Source organism: Natronomonas gomsonensis, assembly GCF_013391635.1.
GTDB classification, from domain to species: Archaea; Halobacteriota; Halobacteria; order Halobacteriales; family Haloarculaceae; genus Natronomonas; species Natronomonas gomsonensis_A.
Window position 1 is genome coordinate 587,525 of sequence record NZ_JACAWU010000002.1, and the last position, 25,838, is coordinate 613,362.

Consider the following 25,838-nt stretch of genomic DNA (forward strand, 5'->3'; position numbering starts at 1 on the left):
CCATCGGTTCAGGCGAGTACAACGAGTGCAGTCACGGCGGCGGCGACGCCCAACACCGCAGCGCTTCGGAGGAGAACGCTCCGGGCGAACGCCCGATTGGGCGACATCGCCGATAGCCCCGCTTTCACGGCGATGCTGGCGGCAGTCGCCAGCAGGATGGCGACCGTCGCTTCCGTTCCCGTGATGCTCCCGTTGGAGTAGAGGACGACCGCGGAGGCGGCCGCTCCGGCACTGGAGACGAGCCCCGCCAGTAGGGCAGCCACGTACAGCCCGCCCGTACCGAACTGTGCCTCCGCGAACCCACCAATCAAAAGCACCGCGAGGAACAGGGCGCCGACGCCGAGGGCGTATCGGAGTGTGAACGGCGTGTCGAGTTCCATTTCGATGGTTTCCGACCAGTCCGCTGTCGTCGCCGCGACGACGAGCGCACCGAGGATGACCGCACCGAGGGGAATCAGCGGTTCGTAGAGTACCCCCGTCCCGAGCGTGAACACGACGGCGATGGCGAGGTTCCGGAGCGCCATCGAGGCGTTCGCCAACAACACCGCGGCCACGCCGTAGTCAGTCACCTCCCGGTTCTGTCCGACGTGGTCGAGTATCGCTCCGACGACGGCCGTCGAGGACGCTAACCCGCCGAAAAAGCCCGTGACGACGATGCCGCGACTACCGTACATCCTGACGATGGCGTAGTTGACGATGCCGATGCCGGCGACGAACACCACCATCAGCCAGACGACCCGCGGTTCGAACGACACGGAGAGGGTAGCGACCGAGAGGCTCTGCTCGCCGGTCGGCAACAGCGGGTAGACGACGAACGCGAGGATGGCGAACTCGGTTCCTGAGCGGACCTCCTCCCGCGAGAGGGCCTCGGCGATGCCGTGCAGTTCCTGTCGCAACACGAGGACGAACGAGGAGACGACCGCGACGGTCACGCCCTCGACGACGAACCCCGCGGCGACCAGCGCGCCGATGCCGTAAGCGACCAGCAGTGACGCCGAGGTCGTAAGCGAGAGGGTGTCAACCTGCCCGAGCAGTCCCTGCACGCCGAGGACGACGCCCAACGCGACGACCAGCAACGCCCCGGCGACGAGCAACAGCGGTTCCTCGAGGATGGTGAACACCGCCGCAGAGAGGCTGACGAGCGAGAACGTCCGGATGCCGGCGGTCTTCTCGGACCACTCGCGTTCGAGGCCGAGAAACAGCCCCAGCGCCGCCGCCAACACGAGCGCGACCACGCTGTCGTCCAACACTGCCGGCCCCAGGGAACTCATCGACGGTCGTTCGCGGGCGGGGGTGGTAAGGCCATCGGCGGGTCGAATTTTTAATCGTCGGGGTCCGGGAGGGCGTATGGTCAGCGAATCCTCCCGCGGCCGATTGGGGTGGTGGGGCGTCGGCTTCGCCCTCGCCGTCGTCGTCGCCGCGACGTTCTACGCCTTCGTCGGGACGGTCGTCACGGCGCTGTTTCTGTACTACGTCTCGCGGCCGCTGTACCGACACCTCCGTGGACACCTCCGGCCGACGTTCGCCGCCGGCGCCTCGCTCCTCTGTCTCTCCATTCCAGTCGTTCTCCTCTTGGCGTACACGACTGCCGTCGCGCTACAGGAACTCAGAACGCTCGCCGAGACCGTCGACCTGGGTCCGGTCCAGAGCATCGTCTCGCCGTACTTCGACGTGTCGGCGCTCGTCGAAGACCCGGCGACGCTGTTCCAAAACCCCGACGTCGTCGACGCACTTCTCGTCGTCTTCGACGGGGTTTACGACTACCTTCCCTTCGTCGTCTCGGTGCTTCTGCACCTGTTCGTCGCGCTCGCGCTCACGTTCTACCTACTTCGTGACGGCCCGAAACTCGCCGAATGGGTGAGCGACGTCTTCGGTGACGACGCTGGCGTCCTCGACGCCTACGGCACGGCGGTCGACCGCGACCTCAAGAGCGTCTACTTCGGCAACATCCTCAACGCCGTCATCGCGGCCGTCATCGGCACCATCACCTACAGCCTGCTGAACATCGTCGCCCCGCCCGGGCTCGCAGTCCCGTATCCGGCGCTGTTGGGCATCCTCGTCGGCGTCACCAGTCTCGTTCCAGTGGTCGGAATGAAACTGGTGTACGTCCCGGTCGGCGGATTGCTGTTCGGACAGGCGCTGCTCCGGGGGGACCCGCTGTGGTTTCCCGTGGTGTTCTTCGTCGTCTCCGGGATTCTCATCGACGGCATCCCGGACCTACTCCTGCGGCCGTACGTCTCCGGCCGGAACCTCCACGTCGGCCTCGTGATGGTGGCCTACATCCTCGGGCCGTTGTTGTTCGGCTGGTACGGGCTGTTCCTCGGACCGCTGTTGCTCGTGTTGGTGTTTCACTTCGCCCGCTTCGTCCTCCCGGAGCTCCTGGACGGCACGCCGATTCAGCCGATAGTCGTCTCACCTGCCGCACTGCGGCAGTCACACCACAGCACCCCGGCCACAGCGGGGTCGGTGGCGGCCGAGTCGGAGGTGACTGACTCCACCGAAGCCGAATCGGTCGAAGAGGATGCGGAAGACGACGAACGTGAGGACACTCAGTAGTCGTCGTCCGTATCGACCAGTCGGCTTCCGTCTCGCGGACAGTAGTCGTAGGCTTCCTCGGTCGTCCTGAACCCACACCTGTCACACCGTTTCGGCTGTCGCTCCGACTCGTCGGTGAGGCCGCCGGAGCCGAACAGGAACGGAACGAAGGGAACGAACAGGAAGAACAGCACCGACCCCGTATACCAATACAGCGCTGCGCTGACGGCGAGGCTGCCGAGGAGTCCGGCCAGCGCCGTCAGGGTTCTGGAGCCGACCATCACGTCCGGGTAGACGCGGCTGTCGGTTGTCGGTTTCGGAGCGGGCCGCTATCGGGCGTCGGAAAAATCGAGGTGGATTCGACGTTACTTGCCTTCGAACTCGGGCTCGGTGTCGCCCATGAAGGCCGTGATGCCCTCCATGAGGTCGTCCGTGCCGATGAGGTGACCGAACGCTTGGGCTTCGAGTTCCAGGCCGGCTTCGACGTCTTCGAAGCCGCGGTGCATCGCGCGCTTGGTCAGCTTCTGGGAGACGGGCGGACCGGCCGCGAGGTCGGCGGCGAACTCGTGGACGCGCTCGTCGAACTCGTCGTTCTCGACGACTTCGTTGACAACGTCGTAGTCGTACATCGTCTCTGGGTCGTATCGCTCGGCGGTGAAGACGATCTCCTTGGCGCGACCGAGACCGGCGATGCGGCCGAGTCGCTGAGTGCCACCCCAGCCGGGGAGCAGACCGAGGTTGTGCTCGGGGGTGCCGAGTTCCGACCGCTCGGAGGCGATGCGGAAGTCACAGCACAGCGACAGCTCGAAACCGCCACCCAGTGCGAAGCCGTCGATACCGGCGACGACCGGCATGTCGCAGTCCTCGAGTTTGCCGAAGGTCTGTTGGCCCTTCCGGGAGAGTTCGATGGCTTCCAGCGGTTCGGCGTTGGAGGCCATCGAGGTCACGTCGGCGCCGGCGGAGAACGCGCGGTCGCCCTTGCCCGTGATGAGGAGGGCACGGACCTCGTCGTCGTCCTCCATCAGGTCGATGGCTTCGGCGAGTTCGTCCAGGAGGTCCGGGTTGATGGTGTTCATCCGGGCCTCGCGGTCGAGGACGATTTGACCGACCATGTCGCCGGGGTGGCGAATCTCGATGTTGGTGAACTCGACTTCGCCGTCGTCGTCGCCGCCGTGGAAGCCGCCGGCCTCGGCGGCCTCACGCAGACCGTCGGAGACTTCGAAGCGGGGGTGCTCCGTCTCCTCGCCCAGTTCTTCGAGCGTCTCGACGAGCGTGTCGAGGCCGACGTCGTCGGCGAGTTTCGCGGGGCCGTCCGGGAAACCGGCGCCGAGCATGACTGCCTCGTCGATGTCGGCGGGGTTCGAGACGTCTTTGCCGACGAGGTTACCGACCTCGTTGGCCATCACGGCGACGAGTCGGTTTGCGATGTCCTCGCTACCAGCGTCGGTCGGGATGTCCGGACCGTCGCCGTCCTCGTAGTCGTAGAAGCCCTTGCCGGTCTTCTTGCCGAAGCGCTCCGCTTCGACGATTTCCTCGAGGTACGGTGCGGGCTCGTAGGGTTCGCCCAGCACTTCGTGCATGTACTCCAGGACGTGGTAGGTCACGTCGTTACCGACCTGGTCGCCGAGTTCGAACGACCCCATCGGCAGGCCCATGTCGAACTTCGTCGTCGAGTCGATTTCTTCCTTCGTGGCGGCGTCCTCCGAGACCATCCAGCAGGCCTCGTTCATCAGGGGAACGAGGATGCGGTTGACGATGAAGCCGGGGGAGTCCTTGCGGACGCGGACGGGCGTCTTGCCGAACGCCTCGGCGAGTTCTTCGGTCGCTTCGAGCGTCTCTTCGGAAGTGTGAGCTCCGGAGATGACCTCGACGAGCTGCATCCGGACCGGCGGGTTGAAGAAGTGCATCCCGCAGAACTGCTCGGGTCGCTCGGTGACCTCCGACAGCTCCGTAATCGACAGCGACGAGGTGTTGGAGGTGATGATGGCGTCCTCGGGGAGGTGCTCCTCGACGTCACCGTAGACGTCTTTCTTGATGTCCATCTTCTCCGGGACGGCCTCGATGACGAAATCGGCGCCACCGACGGCGTCTTCCACGTCGACGTACGGCGTCACGCGGTCGATGGCGTTCTCGGACTCCTCCTCGGAAATCTGTTCCTTCTCGGCGAGTTTCTCGAGGGACCACTCTATCTGCTCGTAGCCGTTCTGGACGAACTCCTCTTTGATGTCCCGCAGGTTCACGTCGTATCCCGCGAGGGCGGCGACCTCCGCGATGCCGTGGCCCATGTTGCCGGCCCCGAGCACCGCGATGGTCTCGATGTCGTCGAATTCCATTGTTAGCAGGCGAGACCACACTCGGAACGTGTTTCAACGTTTCCTTCTCGGCTTGTTTTCGTACTGAAGCGTCGGCCACCTAACCGATTGCGGCAATTGAGAAGTGTTATGTGGTGGCAATGCTGTTGAACAATCATGGACTTTGGGCTCTCCGACGAGCAACAACAACTCAAAGAAGAGGTCAAGCGCTTCGCCGACAACGAAGTCCGACCGAACGCACAGGAGTACGACCGCGAAGAGAAGTTCCCCCACGACATCGTCGATGACGCCGCCGAGATGGGTCTCTGCGGGTCGACGATTCCGATGGAGTACGGCGGGGCCGGCTACGGTGCCGTCGACTCGGTGCTCATCGCCGAGGAACTGTTCGCAGCCGACCCCGGCATCGCGCTGTCGATTCTCGCCACGAGTTTCGGCACCGAAGCGATTCGCGAGTACGGTACCGAGGAGCAGAAAGAAAAGTACCTTCCCGACATCGCCAAGGGCGAGGCCATCTCCGGAGCCGCCATCTCGGAACCTGACACGGGGTCTGACGTGTCGTCGGTGTCGACGCGTGCAGAGAAGGACGGCGACGAGTGGGTGATCAACGGCAACAAGATGTGGATCACCAACGGCAGCGTTGGTGACTTCTTCGTCGTGCTGTGTAAGACCGACCCCGACGCCGACGGTCGCTACAACGGCTTCTCACAGATTATCGTCGAATCCGACCGCGACGGTTTCACCGCCGACAAAATCACGGGCAAGATGGGGATTCGCGCCTCCGACACCGCCGAACTCATCCTCGATAACGTCCGCGTTCCCGAGGAAAACCTCGTCGGCGCGGAAGGTGCCGGCTTCCTCCAGCAGATGAACTTCTTCGACGCCACTCGAACCGGCGTCGCCGCACAGGGCGTCGGTATCGCGAAGGGCGCCGCCGAGCGCGCTCTGGAGTACGCCCAGGAGCGCGAGCAGTTCGGCCGCCCCATCGGCGACTTCCAGGCCATCCAGCACAAACTCGCCGACATGCACACCGAATGTGAGGCAGCGCGCAACCTCACCTACAAGTCCGCCTGGGAGGTCGACTCCGGCGGCCAACCGAACACGATGCTCGCCTCGATGGCCAAGGAGTTCGCCTCCCGCATCGCCGTCAAGGCGGCCAACGAGTGCGTCCAGATTCACGGTGGCTCGGGATACGTCGACGACTTCGATGCCGAACGGTTCTACCGCGACGCCAAGATCACCCAAATCTACGAGGGTACCACCGAGATTCAGAAGATGATTATCGCCCGCGAACTGCAGGGGAAGGGCTTCTAACAACCCACTCTTTACGAGGAGGGGTTTCCTCGCTCCTTTCGGTCGCTGTGGGAACCCCTCCTCGCAAAAATTTGGGGAAAAACGACCCGGACGCTCCCTGCGGTCGCGTCCGGAGAACCGCGCTCGCTTCGCTCGCGCGGATGCTCGACGTTCCGCCTCCCCGCCCGGCGACCGCTGTTTTACTCCTCGTCGTTCTCGGTCCGTTTCGAACCGAACATTCCACCCAACGCCCCGAAGACGAGGTCTTCGAAGACGTTCGCGGGGCTGCCGGGATGTGAGCGGTCCGCCAATCTGGTGGCCCGCGTCACGTCGACGGTGCCACCGGGGACCATCGTTTCGGCGAAGGCGAGTGTAGTGTCGAGAAACGGCACTTCGAGTTCGCTCGGCGTCGCCGGGTCGGTGGTGGAGGTGAACTCGTAACGCTCAACGAGTCGGGCCAACTCCGCTGAGAAATCGAAGGCGGATGCATCGGGCCATCCTAACTCCTCGTGGACGAGTTCCGAAGCGCGTTCGATGGCTCCAACCGAGCTGAGGTGGCCGGCGCCGATGGCGGCTTTCGCTGCCTTCGCGGGGTCGCCGCTGCAGACGACGGGGCCGATTTGGGCCACCGCGCCGTCGCCGACGCTGACGACCCACCCAGGGGAGTCGAAACTGTAGGTCGCGAGTCGGGCCGGTTCGTCGTCGCGGCGCTCGCGGACGAGTCGGTCGATGTTCTTCGCGGCGATTCGCGCCTCCCTGACAGCCGTCTGGGCGCTGGCCGGAACGGGGTCGCCCCACTCGTCGGTGACTGCACCGGCGTCGCCGACGACGAAGGTTCCGTCACCGACTGCGAGGTCGGCGTTGACGGGGCGTCGCTCGCCGCCGAGGGCATCGGGGCCGCGGATGCCGCCGGTCCAGACGAGGAGGTCGGCCGAAAGCGTTCGGCCGTCGGCGAGGTCGACACCGTCCTCGTCGGCCCGCTCGACGGTTGCTCCCGTTTCGACGGCTATCCCGCGGGCGTCGAGCTCTTGCCGAACGGCGCGGGCGAAACTCTCGTCGAACGAGGGCGCGACCCGGTCGGCCATCTCGACGACGGTCACCTCGAGGTCGAGACCCTCGGAATCGGAGAGCGCCGCGAGTTCGCCGGCGACCTGAATCCCCGAGAGGCCGGCGCCGCCGACGACTGCATCGCCGCCAGCCGAATCGAAGGCGTCGCTGCGGATGGTTTCCGCGTGGTTCAGTCGCTTCAGGGGCGTGGCGTACTCCTCGACACCCGGAAGGTCGTAGAAGGCCGTCTCGGCGCCGAGACACACCGCACCGAAATCGTACTCGAGGGATTCCCTCTCGCCGTTTGCCTCCAGCGTCGCGACGCCCGCCTCGGGGTCGATTCCGGTTACACGGGCCTGCCGAACCGTCGCTCGGGTGAGGACCTCCTCGAGCGGCACGGTAATCGTCTCCGCGAGCTCCGGGTAGCGAATTACTCGGTGCAGTTCGTGTTGGACGAGATGCGAGGGTGACTCGTCGACGACGACGAGGTCGACCGCTTCGGGGAGCCACCGTTCGAGTCGTCGTGCGACGGTTAGACCGGCGTAACCAGCGCCGAATACAGCAACGCGCATATCCACTGTAGGCGCGGCGAACGCATAGTCCCTCTGGGTGTCTTGTTGCCCTTCATTCGCTCTGTGGGTTCTTTCGAACAGTCTCGATTTCGAAACTCGAATCGCCTCGCCCATTAATAAGATCTGAAGAGTACGAAACGAACGACAATGAAAACCGGCGGTGAGCGGGCGCAATCAGGGGTCATCGGGAACGTGCTCATTTTGGGCTTCGTACTCACTGCTGCAGCGACTATCGTGGTCATTGGTGGGGCCGCATTCGCCGACACGAAAGCCGACGCACAGATGCAGAGCGCAGAACAGGCCGTCTCACAAATAAGCGCAGGCGGTGGTCAGGTCGGCTTGGGTGGGTCTCCTCGTCAGCAGTTCCGTCTCGATGGGGATGACGGGACCGTTTCGTTCCGGCCGAACGCCGGGTCAGTCCGAGTGTATCACGATTACGAGAGTGGGGAAACCGAAATTCTCAACGCCTCGTTTGGTGCCCTCGTCTACTCCGTCGGCGATGAGGAGGTGGCCTATCAGGGTGGTGGCGTCTGGCGCGGCGATGCCGACGGGGGTGTCATGGTTTCGCCGCCGGAGTACCACTACCGTGGACGGACGCTGACGTTCCCACTGGTCCGAATGACCGGTCAGCCGTGGTCTGACTCCGGAACGGTTCGGGGGACGATGGCCGACAATGGAACGGAAATCGTGTTTCCTGATGGGGGTTTGGGGAACCCACTCGACAACGGTACGGTGTACGTGGAGGTCCAAAGCGACTACCACGACGGGTGGGCGACGTTCTTCGAGAGCCGTGCCGAGGGGAACGTCCAGCACTTTCCCAGCAACCGGACGGTCGTCGCTGACCTAACCGTTCCCTTCGAGGAGACGTTCGACCACGCTGTCGCGGCGACGACCGTCGGCGGAATCGACGGGAGTGCGGTCGAAGGCCCGACTATCGACGGCGTCGACCGGCCATCCCCGAGTTCGGAAATCGAAGCGCGCACCGACGACTGCCGGGGTGGTGGATGTGAGTCCCTCGACGCAACCGTCGAGAACGAAGTCATCGAGGACGGAGTCCACTACGCCGACGAATCAGTCACCATCGGGTCCGATACGACCTTCGACACCAGCGACGGTGATATCGACGTCGTCGTCGACGGCGACTTCACTCTGAAGGGACAGGGCGGACCCCACAGCGTCGACCAAGAGATAATCGGTGGTGGCACCGTCACGGTTTACGTAAACGGGACACTCGATTCCACTGGCAACCCGCTGACGAACACGAACGGCGACCCGTCGGATTTGCTCGTCCTGATTCATACGAACCGGAGCAACACCGTCAAATTCGGCGGCACGCCGCAGTTTACGGGTGCAATCTACGCGCCGGGGTCGACAGTGGAAATCGGTGGCGGGGGTGCGGTTGACGACAACATCGTCGGCGGCGTCGTTGCCGAGTCTTTCAATGCCACCGGAAACGGGAAACTCGCCTACGAGCCGATGACACACGAGTTGGAGTTGAACAACACGGAGAACCAGATTACGTTCCTCCACGTTTCGGAAAACAGAATCGATATCGAACGAGCCGATTAGCCGGCAGCGGTCAGTACACGCCGTCGAGGAACGCGGCGAGTGCGTCGTTGACTGGTTCGGGGTTTTCGAGGTTCGAGGAGTGGCCGGCCTCGGGAACCATCACGCGTTCGGCGTCGAGTCGCTTGAGAAGCGAGTCGGAGCGCTCGGGTTCCAGCGCCACGTCCTCCTCGCCGTGGACGACGAGCGTGGGCACGTCGATGTCGTCGAGTTCGTCGGTGAAGTCGGGGCGTTCGAGCCACGAGTTCACCTCGTGATACACCGATTCGCCGGGGTAGGTCCGCCAGCGGTCGACCCACGTCTCGGCGAGGTCGGCGTTGTCCTCGTTGGTCGTCGCTCCGAAGAGGATGTGCTGGATGACGCCGGCCAGCTGTTCGGGAACCTCCCCGGCCTGGCGAGCCGTCTCTATCATCTCGCCATAGCGCTCGATTTCGTCGTCGCCGTGTGGGCCAGCGGTGGTGTCTATCATGACGAGGCCGTCGACGCGGTCGGGGTACCGCTCGGCGAACCGCAACGCCATGAACCCACCCATCGACATCCCGCCGAGGACACAGGAGTCGATACCTTTCGCGTCCAGCAACGCGGCGCAGTCGTCGGCGAGGTCGTAGAGGTCGTAGGGGCCGACGTAGCGGTCGGTTCGCGCCCGTGTGTCGTAGGCGACGACGCGGTAGTCGTCTTCCAGCGCCTCGATTTGGGGCGCGAACATCGTTCGGTCCATGAGCGTCCCGTGACACAACACGAGCGGTGGTCCGTCGCCGCGGTCCGTGGCGACTGTTTCCGGGCGTCTCCGATAGCGTTCGACCGAGAGGTCGTCAGACGGTGCCATGACACATGGGGGAGTGCCGCGGCCTTATAATTGTGTGCGAACCGACTGACTCCGAACCTATCGGCGGGGTGAGGTTCGTCAGTCACGTGTCGTACTGCCCGCAATCTTTTTTCCTGTCTGATTCGATAGGCAACTGATGAGTGAACTCGGGGACCTGTTGGACGATATCGTAGCCGACGTGGATAGTGTGTTCCTGTTCTCCCCGAGCGCATCGCTTTTCGAGCGATTCGCCGACTCCGAGACGCCGGTGGTCGTCGTCAGTCCGGAAAACGACGTCGACGCCGACAACTACGTCGAACTCCCGCTGGAGTTTCGGGACCTCAGCGAGCGGATTCGGTTCGGGATCGAGGGCGGCCTCGATAACGAGTTCCTCGAAGAGGGCGACCAGGTCGCGTGTGCGGCGAAGCTGTTCTCCGACGACATCGACACGGTTTCTCGCGTCCGCGCTGGTGACTTCGAGCACTCCGGGGTGTACGACCTCTTCGTCAACAGCCGTGCCGACCCCAACGTCATCCGGAACGTCCTCGAAGTCGCAATCGAGTTGGGGAAGAAAGGACAGAAAGGCAAACGCGTCGGCGCGCTGTTCGTCGTCGGCGACGCCGGCAAGGTGATGAACAAGTCCCGCCCGCTGAGCTACAACCCCTTCGAGAAGAGCCACGTCCACGTCGGTGACCCCATCGTCGACGTGATGCTCAAGGAGTTCTCTCGACTCGACGGTGCCTTCGTCATCAGCGACGCCGGGAAGATCGTCTCGGCGTACCGGTACCTCGAACCCTCCGCCGAGGGGGTCGACATCCCGAAAGGACTCGGTGCCCGACACATGGCCGCCGGCGCCATCACCCGCGACACCAACGCCGTTGCAGTCGTCCTCTCGGAGTCAGACGGACTGGTTCGCGCCTTCTCCGGCGGTGAAATCGTCCTCGAACTCGACCCGGAGGAGTACTGATGGCACTGGTCACCGCACGCGGGTGGTACAATGACCTCACGGCGGCCGAACAGAACCTCACCGTCGCCGTCGGGGTCGTCCTCGGCGGCCTGATTCTCGGTGCGGTGACCGCGTGGGTCGTCCATCGCGTCCTCGTCGCGCTCAGCGTCGACGACGCCGTCGAGGGAACGCCGTTCGAGCGAACCGCCCAGCAACTCGGCAGTTCCAGCGTCCGCCTGCTCGCACAACTGTGTGGCCTGTTCGTCTTCACCGTCGCGGCGCTGTACGCCCTCCGGACGCTCGGGGTGCTTCCCTCGGAACTGTTCATACAGGAGTTGGTCGATTTCCTCCCGCGAGTATTCATCGCCGTCCTCGTCGTGATGGTCGGCCTCATCGCCGCCGACAAGGCCGAACTCGTCGTCGGTGAACAACTCCGGAGCATCAAACTGCCGGAAGTGACGCTGATTCCGACGCTGGTGAAGGTGTCGGTGCTGTACGTCGCGGTGCTCATCGCGCTGTCGCAACTCGGTGTTGCGACCGGCGCGCTGTTGGTCCTGCTCGCGGCCTACGCCTTCGGCGTCTTCTTTCTCGGCGGGCTGGCGTTCAAAGACCTCCTGTCGTCGGCCGCGGCCGGTATCTACCTGCTTTTGACCGAACCGTACACCATCGGCGACGAGGTCGAAGTCGCGGGCAACCGCGGCATCGTCCAGGAGATGGACGTGTTCGTCACCTACGTCGAAGACGACGGCGAGGAGTATATGATACCGAATCGGATGGTTCTCCGCGAGGGCGCGATGCGGGTTCGGGAGACCTGATTGCGCTCGCGGCTTCGGTGACCCACAGAATTTTGCCTCGAACCGACGAAGGGGTCGTATGCTCTCGGAAGGGACGACCGCGCCCGACTTTACCCTCTCTGGACTCGGACTGCCGAACGACGCCGACGAACGGAGGATGACCGAATACCACCTCGAGGAGTTCGCTCGCGGCTCCCCGACACTTCTCGCGTTCTACCCCGGCGATTTCAGCCCCGTCTGTACCGACGAACTCTGTTCGCTGCGCGATATCGCCCTTTCGGCCATCGACACGTCCCGAGATGTCTACGGTATCTCCCGGGACAGCCTCTTCACCCACGAGGCGTTCGCCTACGACCACGACATCGATTCCCCGCTTTTGAGCGATGTCGAAGGGGACGTCTGTGCAGCCTACGACGCCATCCACGAGGAGGACGCGGGGGACGGCGTCGAAGCGGGACTGGCCAAGCGGACCCTGTACGTTCTCGCGCCGGACCTGACAATCGAATACGCCTGGCAATCGGACGACCCCTGGGTCGATCCCGACATCGAAGCGGTCGTCGACGAATTAGTCGCCGCAGGGTCCTGAACGGCCGGGGCCCGACCTACTCCGCGTCGCCGTCGATTGGTTCAGCGGGGACCCCGGCCCACGTCTCACCGGCCGGAACGTCCTCGGCGACCAGTGAGTTCGCGGCGACCTGTGCCTCCTCGCCGATTTCGACGCCCGGCAGAACGACTGCGCCGGCGCCTATCATCGCTCGCTCGCCGACGTTGACCTCCCCGGTTCGGTACTCTTCCTGAAGGAACTCGTGACACAGCAGCGTCGCGTCGTAGCCGATGATGGCGTCGTCGCCGACGGTGATGAGTTCGGGCCAGAACACGTCCGGGGTCGACTCGAGTCCCCACGAAACGCCGGTCCCGACGTCGACGCCGACGCGGCGCAGCAGCCAGTTCTTCAGCCGGAGACTCGGAGAGTGTCGCGCCGCGACGATGAACGCGTAGTTGAACGCGACGCGGAGGGGGTGTTTCGCGTCGGTCCACGACTGGAGGGAGTTGCGTGGTCCCGGCGTCGGATGGCGAGCGAGTCGCTCGTGGCGGGGCTGGCCGTCCGTCTCGGAGCCGTCTGTCACGAATCGACTATCGGGGGGTACCGATTTGAACCTACTCCTCGCCGGCGGGGACTGCGTCGTCGCCGGCAACCCGTCCACCGCCGAAGGCGACGGGGTCGGCCTCCCGGACGCGGACGCCCCTCGAAGCGAGGTGTTGGGTGCGCTTGCGGGCGAAGTCTTCCTCGCGTGTTCCTCGCGTCGCGAGGACGTACATCCGCGCTTTCCCGACGGGGCGCATCGTCCGGCCGGCCCGTTGGGCACCCTGGCGGCGCGACCCGCCGAGTCCCGAGGCGGCGATGGCGACCTCCGTGTCGGGTAAGTCGATGCCCTCGTCGCCGACCCGGGAGACGACGATGGTATCGATCGGACCGGTTCGAAACCGGTCGAACAGCCGACTTCGGCGGGCGTGTGGCGTCTCGCCGCTGATGAAGGGCACGCCGAGGGCCTCCGCTATCGCGTCGCCTTGCTCGATGAACTCCACGAATACGATGGCTTTCGAACCGCGGTGGTCGCGGAGAATCGCCTCGATTTCCTGTACCTTGGCGGGGTTGGTCGCCGCGAGTTGCCGCTTTTCGTGGCCAGCGCTGGAGCCGTACTCGTTGCGGTGGGTCTCGGAGGCCCACGGGAGGTACCGAATCTCGACTTCGGGTTCGGCGACGTAGCCGGCGTCGAACAGCGCGTCCCAGTCAGTGCCGATGGGCCGGCCGACGAGGGTGTAGATGTCGCGTTCCTTGTCGTCTTCCCGAATGGGCGTCGCCGACAGTCCGAGCCGATGTTTCGTCTGCAAGTCAGCGCTGCGGCGGCTTATCGGCGCCGGGATGTGGTGGACCTCGTCGTAGACGATGAGTCCCCACTTCCGGGAGTCGAACAGCATCCGGTGGCGGTCCATCCCCGCCGTCTGGTAGGTGGCGATGGTGACGGGGCGAATCTCTTTTTCGCCGCCGTGGTACTCCCCGACCTGCTCGGCAGTGAGGGAGGTGTCTTCGAGGATTCGCTCGCGCCACTGGGCCGCCAACTCCCGAGAGGGGACCAAGATTAGCGTCTCACCCTCGATGTCCGCCATGATGCCGAGGGCGGCGACGGTCTTGCCGGACCCCGGCGGCCCGACGAGGACGCCCGACTTCGCGTCGGCGAAGCGAGCGACCCAGTCGGCCTGATACGGGCGCAAGTCGAGTTCGAGTTCGAGGGGGAGGTCGTCGCCCAAATCAAGCTGGCGATCGTCCTGTACCGGGTAGCCGGCCTCGTACAGCGTTCGCTTGAGTTCGGCAGTTTTCTCCTCGGCGACCCACGCCGTCTCGTCGCCGATGCGGGCCCGGAGGATCCCGTCGTCGAGGTGCTGTTCGGCGACGTTGCCGAGTAGGTCCGCGCTCTGTGCTTCGAGGACGACGTAGCCGTCCTCGTGAGTCGCCAGTCGGAATCGGTGGGCGCGAGTCCACTGTCCCTCGACCCACTCCTCTAGGGCGTCGTAGCGACCACCGAGCGCAGAGCGGATGGTCGTCCGGAGGTCCTCGTAGTCGTCGTGCGGGACGTTCCAGATGTCCTGTTCGCGGAGTTCGTAAATGTACCCCTGCTCGCGGTTCGTATCCCGGAGGTGTGCGAACTGGGAGAGTCGCGCGCGGGTGAACTGTGTGGGGTTGTCGGCGACGATTTCGCGGCGCTTCGGGAACACCGTGATGCGTTCGCGAGCGGCGGTTTCACGATAGTCGCTCGGGAACCAGACGACCGGGTCGGACTCGACGTCGAGTCGCTGGAGGTCGCCGGTCTCGACGAGGGATTCGAGGGCGTCGACGGCGGCCGACTGTGAACAGTCGACGAGGCGGGCGACCTCGCTGGCGGTGACGACCGGTCGCTCGTGGCGTTCGAGAGCGTCGAAGAACGTCCCAACGTCGACCGCCGGGTCGTCGGGTTCGTCGGGCGTGGCGGACTCGTCGGTCACTGACGGCCGTAGGAGTCGAGTGGACAAAAGCGGCCCGTGTCACCGACGCGTCGTGTAAGTTAGACGGCCAATCGAGTACGGACGGCGGCGACGGCCTCCATCGGGTCGACGCGGCCGTCGGGGTCGACCGACCACACCGGTTCGTCGTCGACGTGGACACAGAACACCTCCTCGCCGCTGGGGTCCAGCGTGACACCGTCGATTTCGTCGTAGTCACGGAGATAATCCGAGAGAATTCGCTGTGTCGCGACCGCCTCGGCCCCGAGCCGACACGGGGCGCAGTACTCGATGGCGATTCGTACCATACCAACCGACAACACGCAGATAATTTAATGACAGGTGTTGGTGGCAGGCGTTGCCAGAAGACACACCTTCGAATTCCGGAACGGACAACGGTTATCCCGCCTCGACACCCACCGGGGATATGCTCAACCTCAACCTCGATTCGTTCATGGTCGAGTTCAAGGACGGAAGCATCAAGAACGTCGGCCCGACCGACAAGTCGGCGACCGCCAAACTGTTCGACGTGACCGCCGTCGAGGGGCGTGCATTCGGTGACCGACGGGTCAAAATCGTCGCCACCGACGCTGAGGGCAACGAGGTACAGCTGGCCCTCGACCCCGAGCAAGCCGTCGCGGTCGCAGACGACATCGACGCGCTGCGCGAGGAAAGCGCGGTGTTCGAGTAAGCTTTCGGTCACCAAGTGAGGCCGGCAGGCTTTTTCTTCAGCGCTCGATGCATCGGGTATGAGTGACTTCGACCTCGACTTGCAGACGGCGGAGGGAGAACTCGACGAACCCGAATCGGGCGGGCAGGTCGTCCTCGGTGTACTCGACGGAACGACCGACCCCGAGGAGTGGGTCGGCCACATCGAAAGCGGCGACGTACTCGTGTTGAACGTCGAGGGCGACCTCAACGAACTCGCAGCGGGGTTCGCCCGCGAGATTCGGGACATGGGCGGGGAGTTGATGCACTTCCGGGACTTCCTCGTCGTCTCCCCACCCGGCCGGGACATCGACACCGACCGTCTCAACTGAGAAACGTCAGGTAGTGGCCGTCGGGGTCACGGATTCGGACCCCGCCGTCGAGGGACTCCCGTTTCGTCACGCGAGCGGCGACGGAGTCGGCCACGCGTTCGGGATCCTGTGAGTCCACTCCCACGTCCACGTGGACGCCGCCGCGGGCGTCGGCCAGTCCCAGATGCGGTTCCCACAACTCGATGTCGAACGGGCCCGTCGTCAGCCGCGTCCGTCGCCTGCTGTCGCCCTGGTCGACGATTTCGAAGCCGAGGTCGGTGTAGAACGCCTCCGCACTCGGGAGGTCTTCGACCTCGAAGACGACTTCGAAAATCCCCGAAAGCGTCGGACTGTCGCGGTCGGTGCTCTCGCCCGCACTCCCGATTTCGACGCAGTTACCCTCGGGGTCGTAGAAGTACAGCGACCGCATCCCGCCGAAGTCGACCTCCTGTAGTTCGAAGTCGTCTTCGAGGCGGTCCCACCACGCCTCGTAGTCGTCTTCCGAGCAGGCGAAAGCGTAGTGAGTGTGGAGTCCGCCCCGAGGAACACCGTCGGGTCGGCGAAGGCGGAGTTCGGCGTTACCGCCGACGTCGAGGACGGCTTCCCGGTCGGATTCGGAGATGACCGGAACGTCGAGGTGCGTGCGGTAGAACTCGACGACTGGGTCGAGATACTTGACCTCCAGCGTCAGCCAGCGGCACGCACCGAGCATACAGGAGATGTGGCCGCCACGTCGATAAACCCCGGGGGAGGTCGGAGGGGGGTGGTGACGACTGCCGGCACTCCGAGATTTATACCCTGTCGGGCCGTTCCTGTCGGTATGCCGATTAAAAGCTCCGGGGCCGCGGAGATGGAAGTCGTAGACCGCTTCGACGAGGGAGTCGGCTGGATTGCCCACCCCGAGGAGACGATGCAGCGTGCCTCCCATGCCGTCGTCAGCGACGGCGAGGTGTGGGTCCTCGACCCCGTCGACGCCGACGGAGTCGACGAACTGCTGGCGGAGTTCGGCGAGGTCGCCGGTGTCGTCACGCTCTTGGACCGGCACAAGCGTGACTCTGCAGCCGTTGCCAACCGCCACGACGTACCCGTCTTCGTCCCCGAGTGGATGAACGGGGTCGCCAACGCTCTCGATGCCCCCACCGAACGGTTCGGCGACCGGTTGGCCGATTTCGAGGTCGAAGCACTCGTCGACAATCCGCTCTGGCAGGAGGCGGTCCTGTACGACGGCGAGACGCTCGTCGTTCCCGAGGCACTGGGAACCGTCGACTACTTCCGAGCGTCCAGCGAGGACCTCGGTGTTCATCCGATGCTGCGGATGATTCCCCCGCGATCGCTGCGGGAGTACGACGCCGAGCGGCTACTCGTCGGCCACGGCCCCGGCGTCTTCGAAGACGCGAACGAACTCATCAGAACCGCCATCAAGGGCTCCCGCTCGAAGGCCCCCAATATGTACATCAAGAGCTTCAAGCAGTTTTTGGGATTCTGACACCGTCGATAGGCTTTTGCTCGTGACAGGAGAACCGCCGACAGGAATGGGTTCCGGCACGAGCGGTGGGGAGGGAGAACACATCAACCGTGTGTCGGTACGCTCCCTCGATGGCGAGTGCGGGATTCGCATCGACGACCGTATCGAACGGCGCCACTGCGAGATTCGAACGGACCGTCCGTCAGACCCGACGCCCGCCGACGAGACGCAGTTCAGATACCCCGTCGACACGGCGGTCCAACTCACGGCCGGGCGACTCACGTTCGAAGGGTTCTCCCGGACCTTCGTCCACGACGGTCCGGACGTTACCGAAGTGGAGTACTTCGAGTCGGTGTCGTTCGACGACGGCCACTACACCCTCGAGCTGTCGGGGCCGGTGAAACTCTACGTCGAACTCGAAGGCGCGATAGACGTCCAGACGACCGTCACCGAGATGGACGTGTCACTCTCGGAGGCCGCGTCGGTCCGAATCGGTGCCCGCTCGTATCACGAACAGCCGGCGGCGACGGTCACCACGACCGACGACCCTGTGGACGTGATGGCCGCCGTGTCGACGTTCGGCAGCGCGATGAAGACGACCGGGAGCGAGCGGTCGTATCCGACACTCCGCGGGCACCCGCCCACGCTCCAAAGAGGGTCGTCGCTGTCCGTCCCCAACGGGCTACAGCCTCCCGAGACGGACGTTCACATCGAAGTCCCGGAGTCGCTGTTCGAAACGCTCGCCGTCGCACCGCTGGCGTACTATCTCGGCGCCGAAGTCGTCCCGGGGCCCGACCCACAACTCGTCGTCGACGGGGAACCGTTCTCCCTGGAGGGAGACGGCGGCTTCGAGCGGACCGTCGAGCGGACGCTCAAGCGGACCTTCTTCCTCGACTGCGTGGTGCGGACGGCAGGCCCCCGGTCGATTCCGCTATACGAGCGACGCGCCGTCGAATCGTCGCTCGATATCGACCTGAGCGATCTGTACGGACGGTCCGGCGCCGAGCGGCTCGCGGCGTACAACACCGTCGATTACGACGCGATTTCGTCGTTCGTCCCCACGTGGAAACTCACGGCCCACGTCGACCCCGTCGGGTCGAGTCTGGAGGTGCTACCGTTCCTCGTCGACGACCTCGCGGTCGTCCGCTCGCCGTCACAGCTCTCCGTGGCGGGGGACGACCCGTTCGCCCAGAACGCCGACCCCTTCGAGGCATCGACGCCCGACGACGGCGAGTTCGTCCGCTCGACGACGCGTTCTCCATCGGATTCTTCGGCAACCCCGAACCAGCACGTCCAACCCGACCAGACGGACTCCCTCGAACAGACGTGGGTCGGGGAGGGAACGCCGCTGGGCGCCAGCAAAGCCATCCCGGAGGCGTTCCGGAACCGACTGGACCGCGAGCCCCGCGACGGCGACATCGAAATCGTCGTCGTCTGCAACGACGAGGAGATGCTGGAGGAGCGCGACGTCGCCGCGGAGGTGTACGGCTCCCGCGAGGAGTTCCCCATCGACGTGACGTTCTACGAGGATTTGACCACCGACCGCCTGGCGCTCGTCCTCGAATCCGACGTGGATTTCTTCCACTACATCGGCCACGTCGACGAGGGGGGCTTCGAGTGCTCCGACGGCCTGCTCGATGCCGATTCCGTCGGCAACATCGACCTCGACATCTTCTTTTTGAACGCCTGTCGCTCCTACCGGCAGGGTCGGCGACTCATCGAAAAAGGCGCGATTTCGGGCGTCGTAACGCTCGACGACGTGATAAACAGCGGTGCGGTCCGAATCGGAAAGACGCTGGCAAAACTGCTCAACTACGGGTTCCCGCTGCGGTCGGCGCTGAACATCGCACGCGAGCGGAGCATCGTCGGGACGCAGTATCTAGTTATCGGAGATGGGAACGCGGACATAGCACAGACACAAAGTGGTGTACCCGTTCTTGGAACGGTTTCTTCCGCCAACGGAGAGTACGAAGTTACTCTCGATACGTTTACCACTAGCGGTTTCGGTATCGGTTCTCAGTTCCGTCCTGCAATCGAAGGTAACGAGATGGTGTACTTATGTCCTGGAACCCTGCCGACGTTCGAAGTACGTGAATCAGCGTTAGAACGTTACTTCTCTACGGGTGTATTTCCAGTATTGCTAGATGGGGAGTTCACTTGGACGGATCGCCTTCGGTCCGATAACTGAAGTCTAATTATGGGCCTGCGTACGCGCCGCCAGCACCTGCTCCCATACCTGCCTGGCTCAGCAGCAGCAGGGCGGTGAAAACGACGCCCGCCATTCGAGGGTGCTCTGCGAGGAACGTCTTGATTGAACTCGACTCCGACTCGGGGGTAGTGCTTGCGGACATTACACTTCGTTCAAAGGAGGGTAGACATATAAAGTTTTTGTCAAATTAAAGATAAAATTAACGTATGCCGCCCGTCTGCCGTCTCGACGCTCGCCCGCACGGGTTATTTATAATCACGTGTTAACTTCCCTCACGATACGGCTAATGAACTGTTAGTTCTACCGACGGGCCGCCTCACAGCGTGAAAATTCGGCCGTCCGACGGACATTTACCGCTGTTCGTCGTACTATCCCCGTGGTCTACATCACGCAGGGACTGCTGACTGCGCTGTTGGAGCTGGCCGCGGACCGCGACCCCGCCTCCGTGACCGTCGCACTAGCGGTGACGCCAGCGACGGAACTCGACGCCGAACTTCCGTCCCAGGCGTCGGTGTTCACCGACATGTACCTTCCCGACACCGGCGGGTCGGTCACTGCGGTCTTCGGAATGGACCTCTCGACGCCCGGCGCAGCCGGCCGGTTCATTTCACATCCGGACGGCGTGTTGGCGGTGACGAAAGCCGACGACCTACACGAAGTCGTCTTCGTCGCAGTGCCACCGTACGAGGAGGAATGCGTCGCCGCCTTCGACCGCTCCGGCGAAGAATACGGTATCGAAGTCGTCGATGCCGCCCCGCCGCCGGGAGAACTCGAGGACTACTCCAGGTAACCGAGGTCTTGTAGCTGGTCGGTTATCTCTTCGAACTCCGCCTCGGTGAGTTCACCGCGCTGTTGGTGCTGGATGACGATACTCCGGAGCAGAAACCGAACGAGGTCGCTCGTCGAGGAAAAACTGGTTCCTTCGATGGTCTCCTCGACGCGCTCGGCGAGGTCCTTCGGTATCGAAACCGTCGTGTAGTCCGTCATGTGACCCGAGACGGCGTCGGCCCGGATAGGCGTTGTCCATCCGTACGATGACGAGAGGTGAGGGTTTACGGTGATGAGGCTCGAACCTCGGTGTAATGGGAGTCCGGCCACCACAACAGGGGGGCGACGAAGTCCCCGACACAGTCGCCTTCGGTATCGCTGCGCTCGACGAGCACCTCGACCGGGCGGAGATTCAGTTTCCGGCGACCCAGCGGGAACTGCTCGACGCGCTCGACGACCCGAAAATCCCCTACGACGCGGCAGGCAACACGTTGTCCCTGTCGGAGGCTCTCGACAACACCCACGTCAGCAACTTCGAGACAAAACAGAACCTGATGAACGCACTCCATCCCGTCTTCGAGGCCCGGCGACAAGCAGCCAACGGGAGCCTCGTCGGACAACTGCGGTCCCTGTTGCCCTTCTAATCTTCCAGTTCCCGGAGCCGGTCGGATATCTCCTCGAGTCGTCGCGTCTGCTCTCGGTTCACCGAGACGATGATGTCCGACAGCACGCCGAACATCAGCAACTGCATCGACAGGAGAATGAAGAACGCCGACAACAGGGCGATAATCTCGTGTGAGATGCCACGGACGAAGTAGTCGTAGCCGACGTAGCCGGCCAGAACAGTCCCGAGTGTGGTTCCGGCGACGGCGACGCTCCCGAAGTAGAAGATGGGGTTGTTCGTTTTCGTCAGCGTGTACAGCGTGAGGACGATTCGGCCACCGTCCTTCAGCGGATGGAGGTTCGTCTCGGAACCACCAGGGCGGGCCTCGTACCGAATCGGAACGACTTCGGTCGAGACGCCCTGTCTGATGCATTCGACGGCGAGTTCCGTCTCGATGCCGAACCCGTCGGCGTCGAGTTTGAACCGCTCGAAGGAACCGCGGGTGAACGCTCGATACCCAGAGAGGATATCACGGAGATTTCGTCCGTGGACGACGGCGAACAGTCGGTTGATGAGTCGGTTGCCGACGGTGTTGAGGCGACTCATTGCGCCGGCTTCCATGTCGGCGAATCGGTCTCCGATGACGTGTTCGGCGCGTTCCTCGAACAGCGGTTCGAGCATCGCTTCCGCGTCCTCCGGCCGATAGGTCCCGTCGCCGTCGGCCATCAACACGTACGGTTCGTCGACGTGTTCGACGCCCTCGCGGACGGCCTGTCCCTTTCCTGAACCGGATTGGGTGAGGACACGTGCCCCGTGCTCGCGAGCGATGTCGCGCGTTCCGTCCGTGGAGTCGCCGTCGACGACGAGAACGTGTTCGAACCCTTCGGAGTGGAACCCATCGATAACATCACCGATGGTCTCAGCCTCGTTCAGTGTCGGCAAGAGGACACACACGTCCGCGAGGTCGGGCATTACCGCCGTCTGGAACACCGAAGGATAAAAAGACCAAGCTTTCTGCGGCCGAATCCAGGGGACCACCCTTTCGAAGACCAATGGAAAAGGCTTATGCGCGTTTTGACAGTGGGTCAGGGCAATGAGTCAGCGGTTCGACCAACTAGAGGAGCGACTCGACGAGTACGAGTCGCAACTCGACATCATCTACCGGCTGTACCACATCCCCGTCATCGTGGCCCTCATGGCGTTCATGTTGTGGGTCCGGGTCCGCAACTGGGAGCGCTTCCTTACCGACGATGGCGCGCTGTTCGCCGGTAACGACGCGTGGTATCACTACCGGTCGACGAACTACGTCCTCGAAAACTACCCGTTCACCATGCCCTACGACGTGTGGACGGGGTTCGACACCGGAACTACAGCAGGGCAGTTCGGGACCCTCTACGACCAGCTCATCGCGACGGCTATCCTCGTCATCGGCCTAGGAGACCCTTCACAGGGAACCATCGATACCGTGTTCATCCTTGCTCCAGCCGTCTTCGGCGTTCTGTGTGCGATTCCGCTGTACTTCCTCGGGAAGCGATTCGGCGGCCGCTTCGGCGGTATCGTCGCGGTCACCCTCCTCGCACTGACCCCGGGAGCCTTCCTCTCGCGGAGCGTCGCCGGCTTCACCGACCACCACGTCGCCGAAACCCTGTTCCTGTTGCTCTCGCTGTTGGCGATTCTCGGGATGCTCACGGCAGCCCAGCGTGACCAACCCATCTACGAGTTCATTCCTGCCCGCGAGTTCGAGGAACTCAAACGACCGCTCGGGTGGGCCGTCGTCGCCGGCCTCGCGATGACCGCCTACATTCTGGTTTGGTCGCCCGGCATCTTCCTCGTCGGCATCCTCGGGTTCGTCTTCCTCGTTCATCTCACGCTGGAGTACTTGAAGGGTTACAGCCCCGACCACGTCGCCATTCCAGCGGCCGTTTCGATGGTGGTCGTCGCAGTGCTCATGCTGCTGTTCCTCGAGACGACGGAACCCTCTGCCACGGATTACTCCCCGGTCCAGCCCCTCATCGCACTCACTGTCGGCGTCGGCGTCCTGTTTATGGCGGGCCTCGCTCGGCAGTGGGACCGACGTGACCTCTCGGCTCGGCTGTACCCTGTCACTATCGTCGGTATCGGCGTCGTCGGACTCGGCATCATTGCCGTGGCACTTCCGGATGTCTTCGACTTCTTGATTACACAGTTTACCCGCGTCGCCGGACTCACGGCCTCTGATACGGCCGCGACAATCGGCGAGGCACAGGCAGTGACGAACCCGGGACAGTTCTTTTACCGTTCCTATGGCTTCGCCATCTTCACTGCGCTGTTCGGGTTCGGTCTCCTCGCGTACCGACTCGCGGTCTCCGACCGACCGAAGGGCGATGACTCGCTCATCGTGGTGTTCACCGTGTTCATGCTGCTGGCGACGCTGACCCAGCGACGGTTCGACTACTACTTCGTCATCTCAGTCGCCGTTCTCAACGCCTACGTCGTCCACTGGGTGTTCGGTTTCGTCGACCTCGAGTCTGTTCGAAAGGACGTCACCAACATTCAGCCGTACCAAGTGCTCGTCGTGGTTGCACTGCTTGCCATCGTCGCCGGGCCGCTGCTCGTCATACAGGCGCCCGTCGCCGCGACGCAGAACACCGGTCCCGGCGAGGTGCAGAACTGGGAGGGGAGCCTCGATTGGCTCTCCGATGAGACGCCTCAGATGGGGTCGTACTCGACGGGTGACGAGCCCCGACTGGAACCGTACGGCACCTACGACAGGACCGACGACTTCGAGTACGAAAGCGGGGAGTACGGCGTGATGGCGTGGTGGGACTACGGCCACTGGATAACCGTTGCCGGCGAGCGGACGCCGGTGGCGAACCCCTTCCAGCAGCACGCCACCGAGTCCGCCGACTTCCTGTTGGCGGACAACGAGACCGAGTCGCTGAACATCCTCGAAGAGGACAGCGGTGAGGCCGAAGGCGTCCGCTACGTCATGGTCGACTACCAACTCGGCTACGCGGGCACGACGAAGTACAACGCCCCCACGGCCTTCGAGTCCCGCCACGACGTTTCGTCGAGCGACGTCGGCGTGACGGTAATCAACCAGAACAGACAGCCAATCTATGGCGTCCACACCCAGCGCGCCTACGAGAGCATGCGCGTTCGGCTGTACCAACACCACGGGTCGGCAATCGAGCCGGCGCGGTTCGTCTCCCGGTTCGGACAGTACGACCCCGAAAACGGCGTCGCGACCCCGCCCGAGGAAGGGTCGCTCATCCGGTCGTACAACAGCAGCGAGGAGGCTCGCGAAGCCGCCCAGCAGAACCCCAACGCGATTCACGGCGGTGTGATGGGCCAACCGAGCGAACGCGTCGAGGCGCTGGAACACTTCCGATTGGTCCACGGCAGTCAGGCCGCCGCACGCTCGCCGTTCGAGCGCGCTACCGGCCAACAGTCACAGCCCGAACCGTGGGTCAAAACCTTCGAGCGCGTCGACGGCGCCACCATCGAGGGCACCGGCCCGGCGAACAGCGAGGTGGAAGCCAGCGTCGAGATGGTGATTCCGAGCACCGGCGAGACGTTCTACTACAACCAGTTCGCCCAGACGGACGAGAACGGCAACTTCGAGATGACGGTCCCCTACTCGACGACCGGCTACGACGAGTACGGGACTGAAGCCGGATACACGAACACCTCTGTGCGTGCGAACAGTTCGTATCAGTTCATCGCCTTCGGCGAGGACGACATCGTCGGCTGGACCGGCACGGCGGACGTGACCGAAGGGCAGGTCCTCGGCGAGGACGAGACGGCCGTGCAGGTCGAACTCGAAGAGGGTCAACAGCCCGAAGGTGCTCAACAGGACGGTACCAGCGGCGGCGACACGAACGAAACGACGAACCGACAGGCGACGTACGCCCCGCCAGCATAGATGTCGGATTCCGCCGGCTTCCGTGGATGGCTGGCGGTGTACCTCAAGGGCGCCTGCATGGGCGCCGCAGACACTGTTCCCGGCGTCTCCGGGGGGACCATCGCCGTCATCGTCGGTATCTACGAACGACTCATCACGGCGCTGACCTCCTTCGACCCGTCGTCACTTCGGCTTCTCGCCCGCGTCCACACGACGGAGGGCCGCGCCGCAATCGCGGCGGAACTCGTCCGGATGGACGTTCCGTTCCTGCTCGTCCTCGGGGCCGGTCTGCTGTCGGCAGCGGCGACCATCGCGACGGCGATGAACGCCGCACTTCAACTGTACCGGGCACCTACCTACGCCTTCTTTTTCGGCCTCATCGCGGCGTCGGCGGTCGTCCTCTACCGGTACGTCGACGTGGGGACGCCACGCCGCATCGCGGTCGCCGCAATCGGCTTCGTCCTCGCGTTTCTCGTCACCGACCCTTCGCTGAGCGGGTCGACACCGTCGACGCTTCCCGTGCTGTTCGTCGCCGGCGCCATCGCCATCTCCGCGATGGTCCTGCCGGGGGTCTCCGGGGCGTTCCTGCTGTTGGTGCTCGGCCAATACGAGTTCGTCAGCGGCATCCCGCGGGCGATTCTCTCGGGTGTTCTGGAGGCCATCGGGGGCAACACCGCGCCGCTTCTCGACGCGCTCGCACCGTTCGTGGCGTTCATGTCCGGCGCTCTCGTCGGCGTGTTTTCGGTCGCCTACGCCGTACGAGCGGCACTACGACGGTATCGCGAGGCGACGCTGACGTTCCTGGTCAGCCTCATGGTCGGTGCCCTCCGACTGCCGGCGACGGAAGTCATCGTGAACGTGGGCGAGGTGACGGCCGTGTCGGCCGTTTCGATAATCGCTCCGGCCGCCGTCGGCATCGGCGCGGTACTCTTCCTCGACCGCCATACCGACGACCTCGAATACTGATTACCACGGCGTTCGAAG

26 protein-coding genes are annotated in these 25,838 nt (G+C 63.9%); 14 read left to right on the forward strand and 12 right to left on the reverse strand.

Features of this window, described 5'->3' with window-relative positions; genetic code table 11:
- Positions 1–8: 8 nt before the first annotated feature.
- Positions 9–1,271 carry an MgtC/SapB family protein gene (locus HWX69_RS11460; RefSeq protein ID WP_178917235.1) on the reverse strand — a complete coding sequence of 421 codons (1,263 nt, stop codon included), beginning with the start codon at positions 1,269–1,271 and terminating at the stop codon, positions 9–11.
- Between the two features lie 76 nt (positions 1,272–1,347).
- Between HWX69_RS11460 and HWX69_RS11465 the strand changes: the two genes are divergently transcribed.
- Positions 1,348–2,556, forward strand: coding sequence for an AI-2E family transporter (locus HWX69_RS11465; protein ID WP_178917236.1), 1,209 nt, complete (start codon positions 1,348–1,350; stop codon positions 2,554–2,556).
- Here the strand turns inward: HWX69_RS11465 and HWX69_RS11470 are convergent.
- Together HWX69_RS11470 and HWX69_RS11475 are read right to left on the reverse strand one after the other, a co-directional pair.
- A complete protein-coding gene (locus HWX69_RS11470) occupies positions 2,550–2,816 on the reverse strand; it encodes a hypothetical protein (RefSeq protein WP_178917237.1) in 267 nt (88 codons plus the stop codon). The genes HWX69_RS11465 and HWX69_RS11470 overlap by 7 nt on opposite strands.
- A gap of 84 nt (positions 2,817–2,900) precedes the next feature.
- Positions 2,901–4,868 (reverse strand): 3-hydroxyacyl-CoA dehydrogenase/enoyl-CoA hydratase family protein, encoded by a 1,968-nt coding sequence (locus HWX69_RS11475; RefSeq protein WP_178917238.1) that lies wholly within the window; start codon positions 4,866–4,868, stop codon positions 2,901–2,903.
- 135 nt (positions 4,869–5,003) lie between these two features.
- Between HWX69_RS11475 and HWX69_RS11480 the strand changes: the two genes are divergently transcribed.
- Positions 5,004–6,158 (forward strand): acyl-CoA dehydrogenase family protein, encoded by a 1,155-nt coding sequence (locus HWX69_RS11480; RefSeq protein WP_178917239.1) that lies wholly within the window; start codon positions 5,004–5,006, stop codon positions 6,156–6,158.
- Positions 6,159–6,337: 179 nt separating this feature from the next.
- Here HWX69_RS11480 and HWX69_RS11485 read toward each other — a convergent pair whose 3' ends face one another.
- The gene (locus HWX69_RS11485; RefSeq protein WP_178917240.1) at positions 6,338–7,756 is read right to left on the reverse strand and encodes an FAD-dependent oxidoreductase; all 1,419 of its coding nucleotides are present in this window, start codon (positions 7,754–7,756) and stop codon (positions 6,338–6,340) included.
- A gap of 147 nt (positions 7,757–7,903) precedes the next feature.
- On the opposite strand from HWX69_RS11485, the gene HWX69_RS11490 reads away from it, so the two are divergent.
- A complete protein-coding gene (locus HWX69_RS11490) occupies positions 7,904–9,325 on the forward strand; it encodes a DUF7289 family protein (protein ID WP_178917241.1) in 1,422 nt (473 codons plus the stop codon).
- Between the two features lie 10 nt (positions 9,326–9,335).
- On the opposite strand, the gene HWX69_RS11495 is transcribed toward HWX69_RS11490, so the two are convergent.
- Positions 9,336–10,148, reverse strand: coding sequence for an alpha/beta fold hydrolase (locus tag HWX69_RS11495; protein WP_178917242.1), 813 nt, complete (start codon positions 10,146–10,148; stop codon positions 9,336–9,338).
- A 136-nt stretch (positions 10,149–10,284) separates the two neighbouring features.
- Here HWX69_RS11495 and dacZ point away from each other — a divergent pair, with 136 nt between their 5' ends.
- Genes dacZ through HWX69_RS11510 form a run of 3 tightly spaced genes read left to right on the forward strand, consistent with a single transcriptional unit; the run spans position 10,285 to position 12,453 of the window.
- Positions 10,285–11,094 carry a diadenylate cyclase DacZ gene (dacZ, locus tag HWX69_RS11500; RefSeq protein ID WP_178917243.1) on the forward strand — a complete coding sequence of 270 codons (810 nt, stop codon included), beginning with the start codon at positions 10,285–10,287 and terminating at the stop codon, positions 11,092–11,094.
- Positions 11,094–11,888 carry a mechanosensitive ion channel domain-containing protein gene (locus HWX69_RS11505; protein WP_178917244.1) on the forward strand — a complete coding sequence of 265 codons (795 nt, stop codon included), beginning with the start codon at positions 11,094–11,096 and terminating at the stop codon, positions 11,886–11,888. The genes dacZ and HWX69_RS11505 overlap by 1 nt, the downstream gene beginning before the upstream one ends.
- Positions 11,889–11,946: 58 nt before the next feature.
- Positions 11,947–12,453 carry a redoxin domain-containing protein gene (locus HWX69_RS11510; protein ID WP_178917245.1) on the forward strand — a complete coding sequence of 169 codons (507 nt, stop codon included), beginning with the start codon at positions 11,947–11,949 and terminating at the stop codon, positions 12,451–12,453.
- Between the two features lie 16 nt (positions 12,454–12,469).
- On the opposite strand, the gene HWX69_RS11515 is transcribed toward HWX69_RS11510, so the two are convergent.
- The 3 genes from HWX69_RS11515 to HWX69_RS11525 are packed head-to-tail and all read right to left on the reverse strand — an operon-like array spanning position 12,470 to position 15,214.
- Positions 12,470–12,994, reverse strand: a complete 525-nt coding sequence (locus tag HWX69_RS11515; protein ID WP_178917246.1) for a DapH/DapD/GlmU-related protein — start codon at positions 12,992–12,994, stop codon at positions 12,470–12,472.
- A gap of 31 nt (positions 12,995–13,025) precedes the next feature.
- The gene (locus tag HWX69_RS11520; RefSeq protein ID WP_178917247.1) at positions 13,026–14,909 is read right to left on the reverse strand and encodes a DEAD/DEAH box helicase family protein; all 1,884 of its coding nucleotides are present in this window, start codon (positions 14,907–14,909) and stop codon (positions 13,026–13,028) included.
- 59 nt (positions 14,910–14,968) lie between these two features.
- A complete protein-coding gene (locus HWX69_RS11525; RefSeq protein ID WP_178917248.1) occupies positions 14,969–15,214 on the reverse strand; it encodes an Rdx family protein in 246 nt (81 codons plus the stop codon).
- A gap of 119 nt (positions 15,215–15,333) precedes the next feature.
- Here HWX69_RS11525 and HWX69_RS11530 point away from each other — a divergent pair, with 119 nt between their 5' ends.
- Positions 15,334–15,597, forward strand: a complete 264-nt coding sequence (locus HWX69_RS11530; protein ID WP_178917249.1) for a hypothetical protein — start codon at positions 15,334–15,336, stop codon at positions 15,595–15,597.
- Between the two features lie 58 nt (positions 15,598–15,655).
- Positions 15,656–15,946 (forward strand): DUF5779 family protein, encoded by a 291-nt coding sequence (locus HWX69_RS11535; protein WP_178917250.1) that lies wholly within the window; start codon positions 15,656–15,658, stop codon positions 15,944–15,946.
- Here HWX69_RS11535 and HWX69_RS11540 read toward each other — a convergent pair.
- On the reverse strand, positions 15,939–16,637 hold the full coding sequence (locus HWX69_RS11540; RefSeq protein ID WP_178917251.1) for a VOC family protein: 699 nt from the start codon (positions 16,635–16,637) through the stop codon (positions 15,939–15,941). The genes HWX69_RS11535 and HWX69_RS11540 overlap by 8 nt on opposite strands.
- A gap of 108 nt (positions 16,638–16,745) precedes the next feature.
- Here HWX69_RS11540 and HWX69_RS11545 point away from each other — a divergent pair, with 108 nt between their 5' ends.
- Both HWX69_RS11545 and HWX69_RS11550 read left to right on the forward strand, forming a co-directional pair.
- Entirely contained in the window at positions 16,746–17,411 is a 666-nt protein-coding gene (locus HWX69_RS11545) for a hypothetical protein (protein ID WP_178917252.1), read from the forward strand.
- A 46-nt stretch (positions 17,412–17,457) separates the two neighbouring features.
- A complete protein-coding gene (locus HWX69_RS11550; RefSeq protein WP_178917253.1) occupies positions 17,458–19,578 on the forward strand; it encodes a CHAT domain-containing protein in 2,121 nt (706 codons plus the stop codon).
- Between the two features lie 7 nt (positions 19,579–19,585).
- On the opposite strand, the gene HWX69_RS11555 is transcribed toward HWX69_RS11550, so the two are convergent.
- Positions 19,586–19,741 (reverse strand): DUF7503 family protein, encoded by a 156-nt coding sequence (locus tag HWX69_RS11555; protein WP_178917254.1) that lies wholly within the window; start codon positions 19,739–19,741, stop codon positions 19,586–19,588.
- 234 nt (positions 19,742–19,975) lie between these two features.
- On the opposite strand from HWX69_RS11555, the gene HWX69_RS11560 reads away from it, so the two are divergent.
- Positions 19,976–20,389 (forward strand): MPN domain-containing protein, encoded by a 414-nt coding sequence (locus tag HWX69_RS11560; RefSeq protein ID WP_178917255.1) that lies wholly within the window; start codon positions 19,976–19,978, stop codon positions 20,387–20,389.
- Here HWX69_RS11560 and HWX69_RS11565 read toward each other — a convergent pair.
- A complete protein-coding gene (locus tag HWX69_RS11565) occupies positions 20,377–20,586 on the reverse strand; it encodes a ribbon-helix-helix domain-containing protein (RefSeq protein ID WP_156709000.1) in 210 nt (69 codons plus the stop codon). The two genes, HWX69_RS11560 and HWX69_RS11565, sit on opposite strands and share 13 nt — an antisense overlap.
- 95 nt (positions 20,587–20,681) lie before the next feature.
- Between HWX69_RS11565 and HWX69_RS11570 the strand changes: the two genes are divergently transcribed.
- Positions 20,682–21,011: a hypothetical protein gene (locus tag HWX69_RS11570; RefSeq protein WP_178917256.1), complete on the forward strand. Its 330-nt coding sequence runs from the start codon at positions 20,682–20,684 to the stop codon at positions 21,009–21,011.
- Here HWX69_RS11570 and aglJ read toward each other — a convergent pair.
- Positions 21,008–21,943, reverse strand: a complete 936-nt coding sequence (gene aglJ, locus HWX69_RS11575; RefSeq protein ID WP_178917257.1) for an S-layer glycoprotein N-glycosyltransferase AglJ — start codon at positions 21,941–21,943, stop codon at positions 21,008–21,010. The genes HWX69_RS11570 and aglJ overlap by 4 nt on opposite strands.
- A gap of 121 nt (positions 21,944–22,064) precedes the next feature.
- Between aglJ and HWX69_RS11580 the strand changes: the two genes are divergently transcribed.
- Positions 22,065–24,875, forward strand: a complete 2,811-nt coding sequence (locus HWX69_RS11580) for an oligosaccharyl transferase, archaeosortase A system-associated (RefSeq protein ID WP_178917258.1) — start codon at positions 22,065–22,067, stop codon at positions 24,873–24,875.
- Positions 24,876–25,820, forward strand: coding sequence for a DUF368 domain-containing protein (locus HWX69_RS11585; protein ID WP_178917259.1), 945 nt, complete (start codon positions 24,876–24,878; stop codon positions 25,818–25,820).
- Positions 25,821–25,838 lie beyond the last annotated feature (18 nt).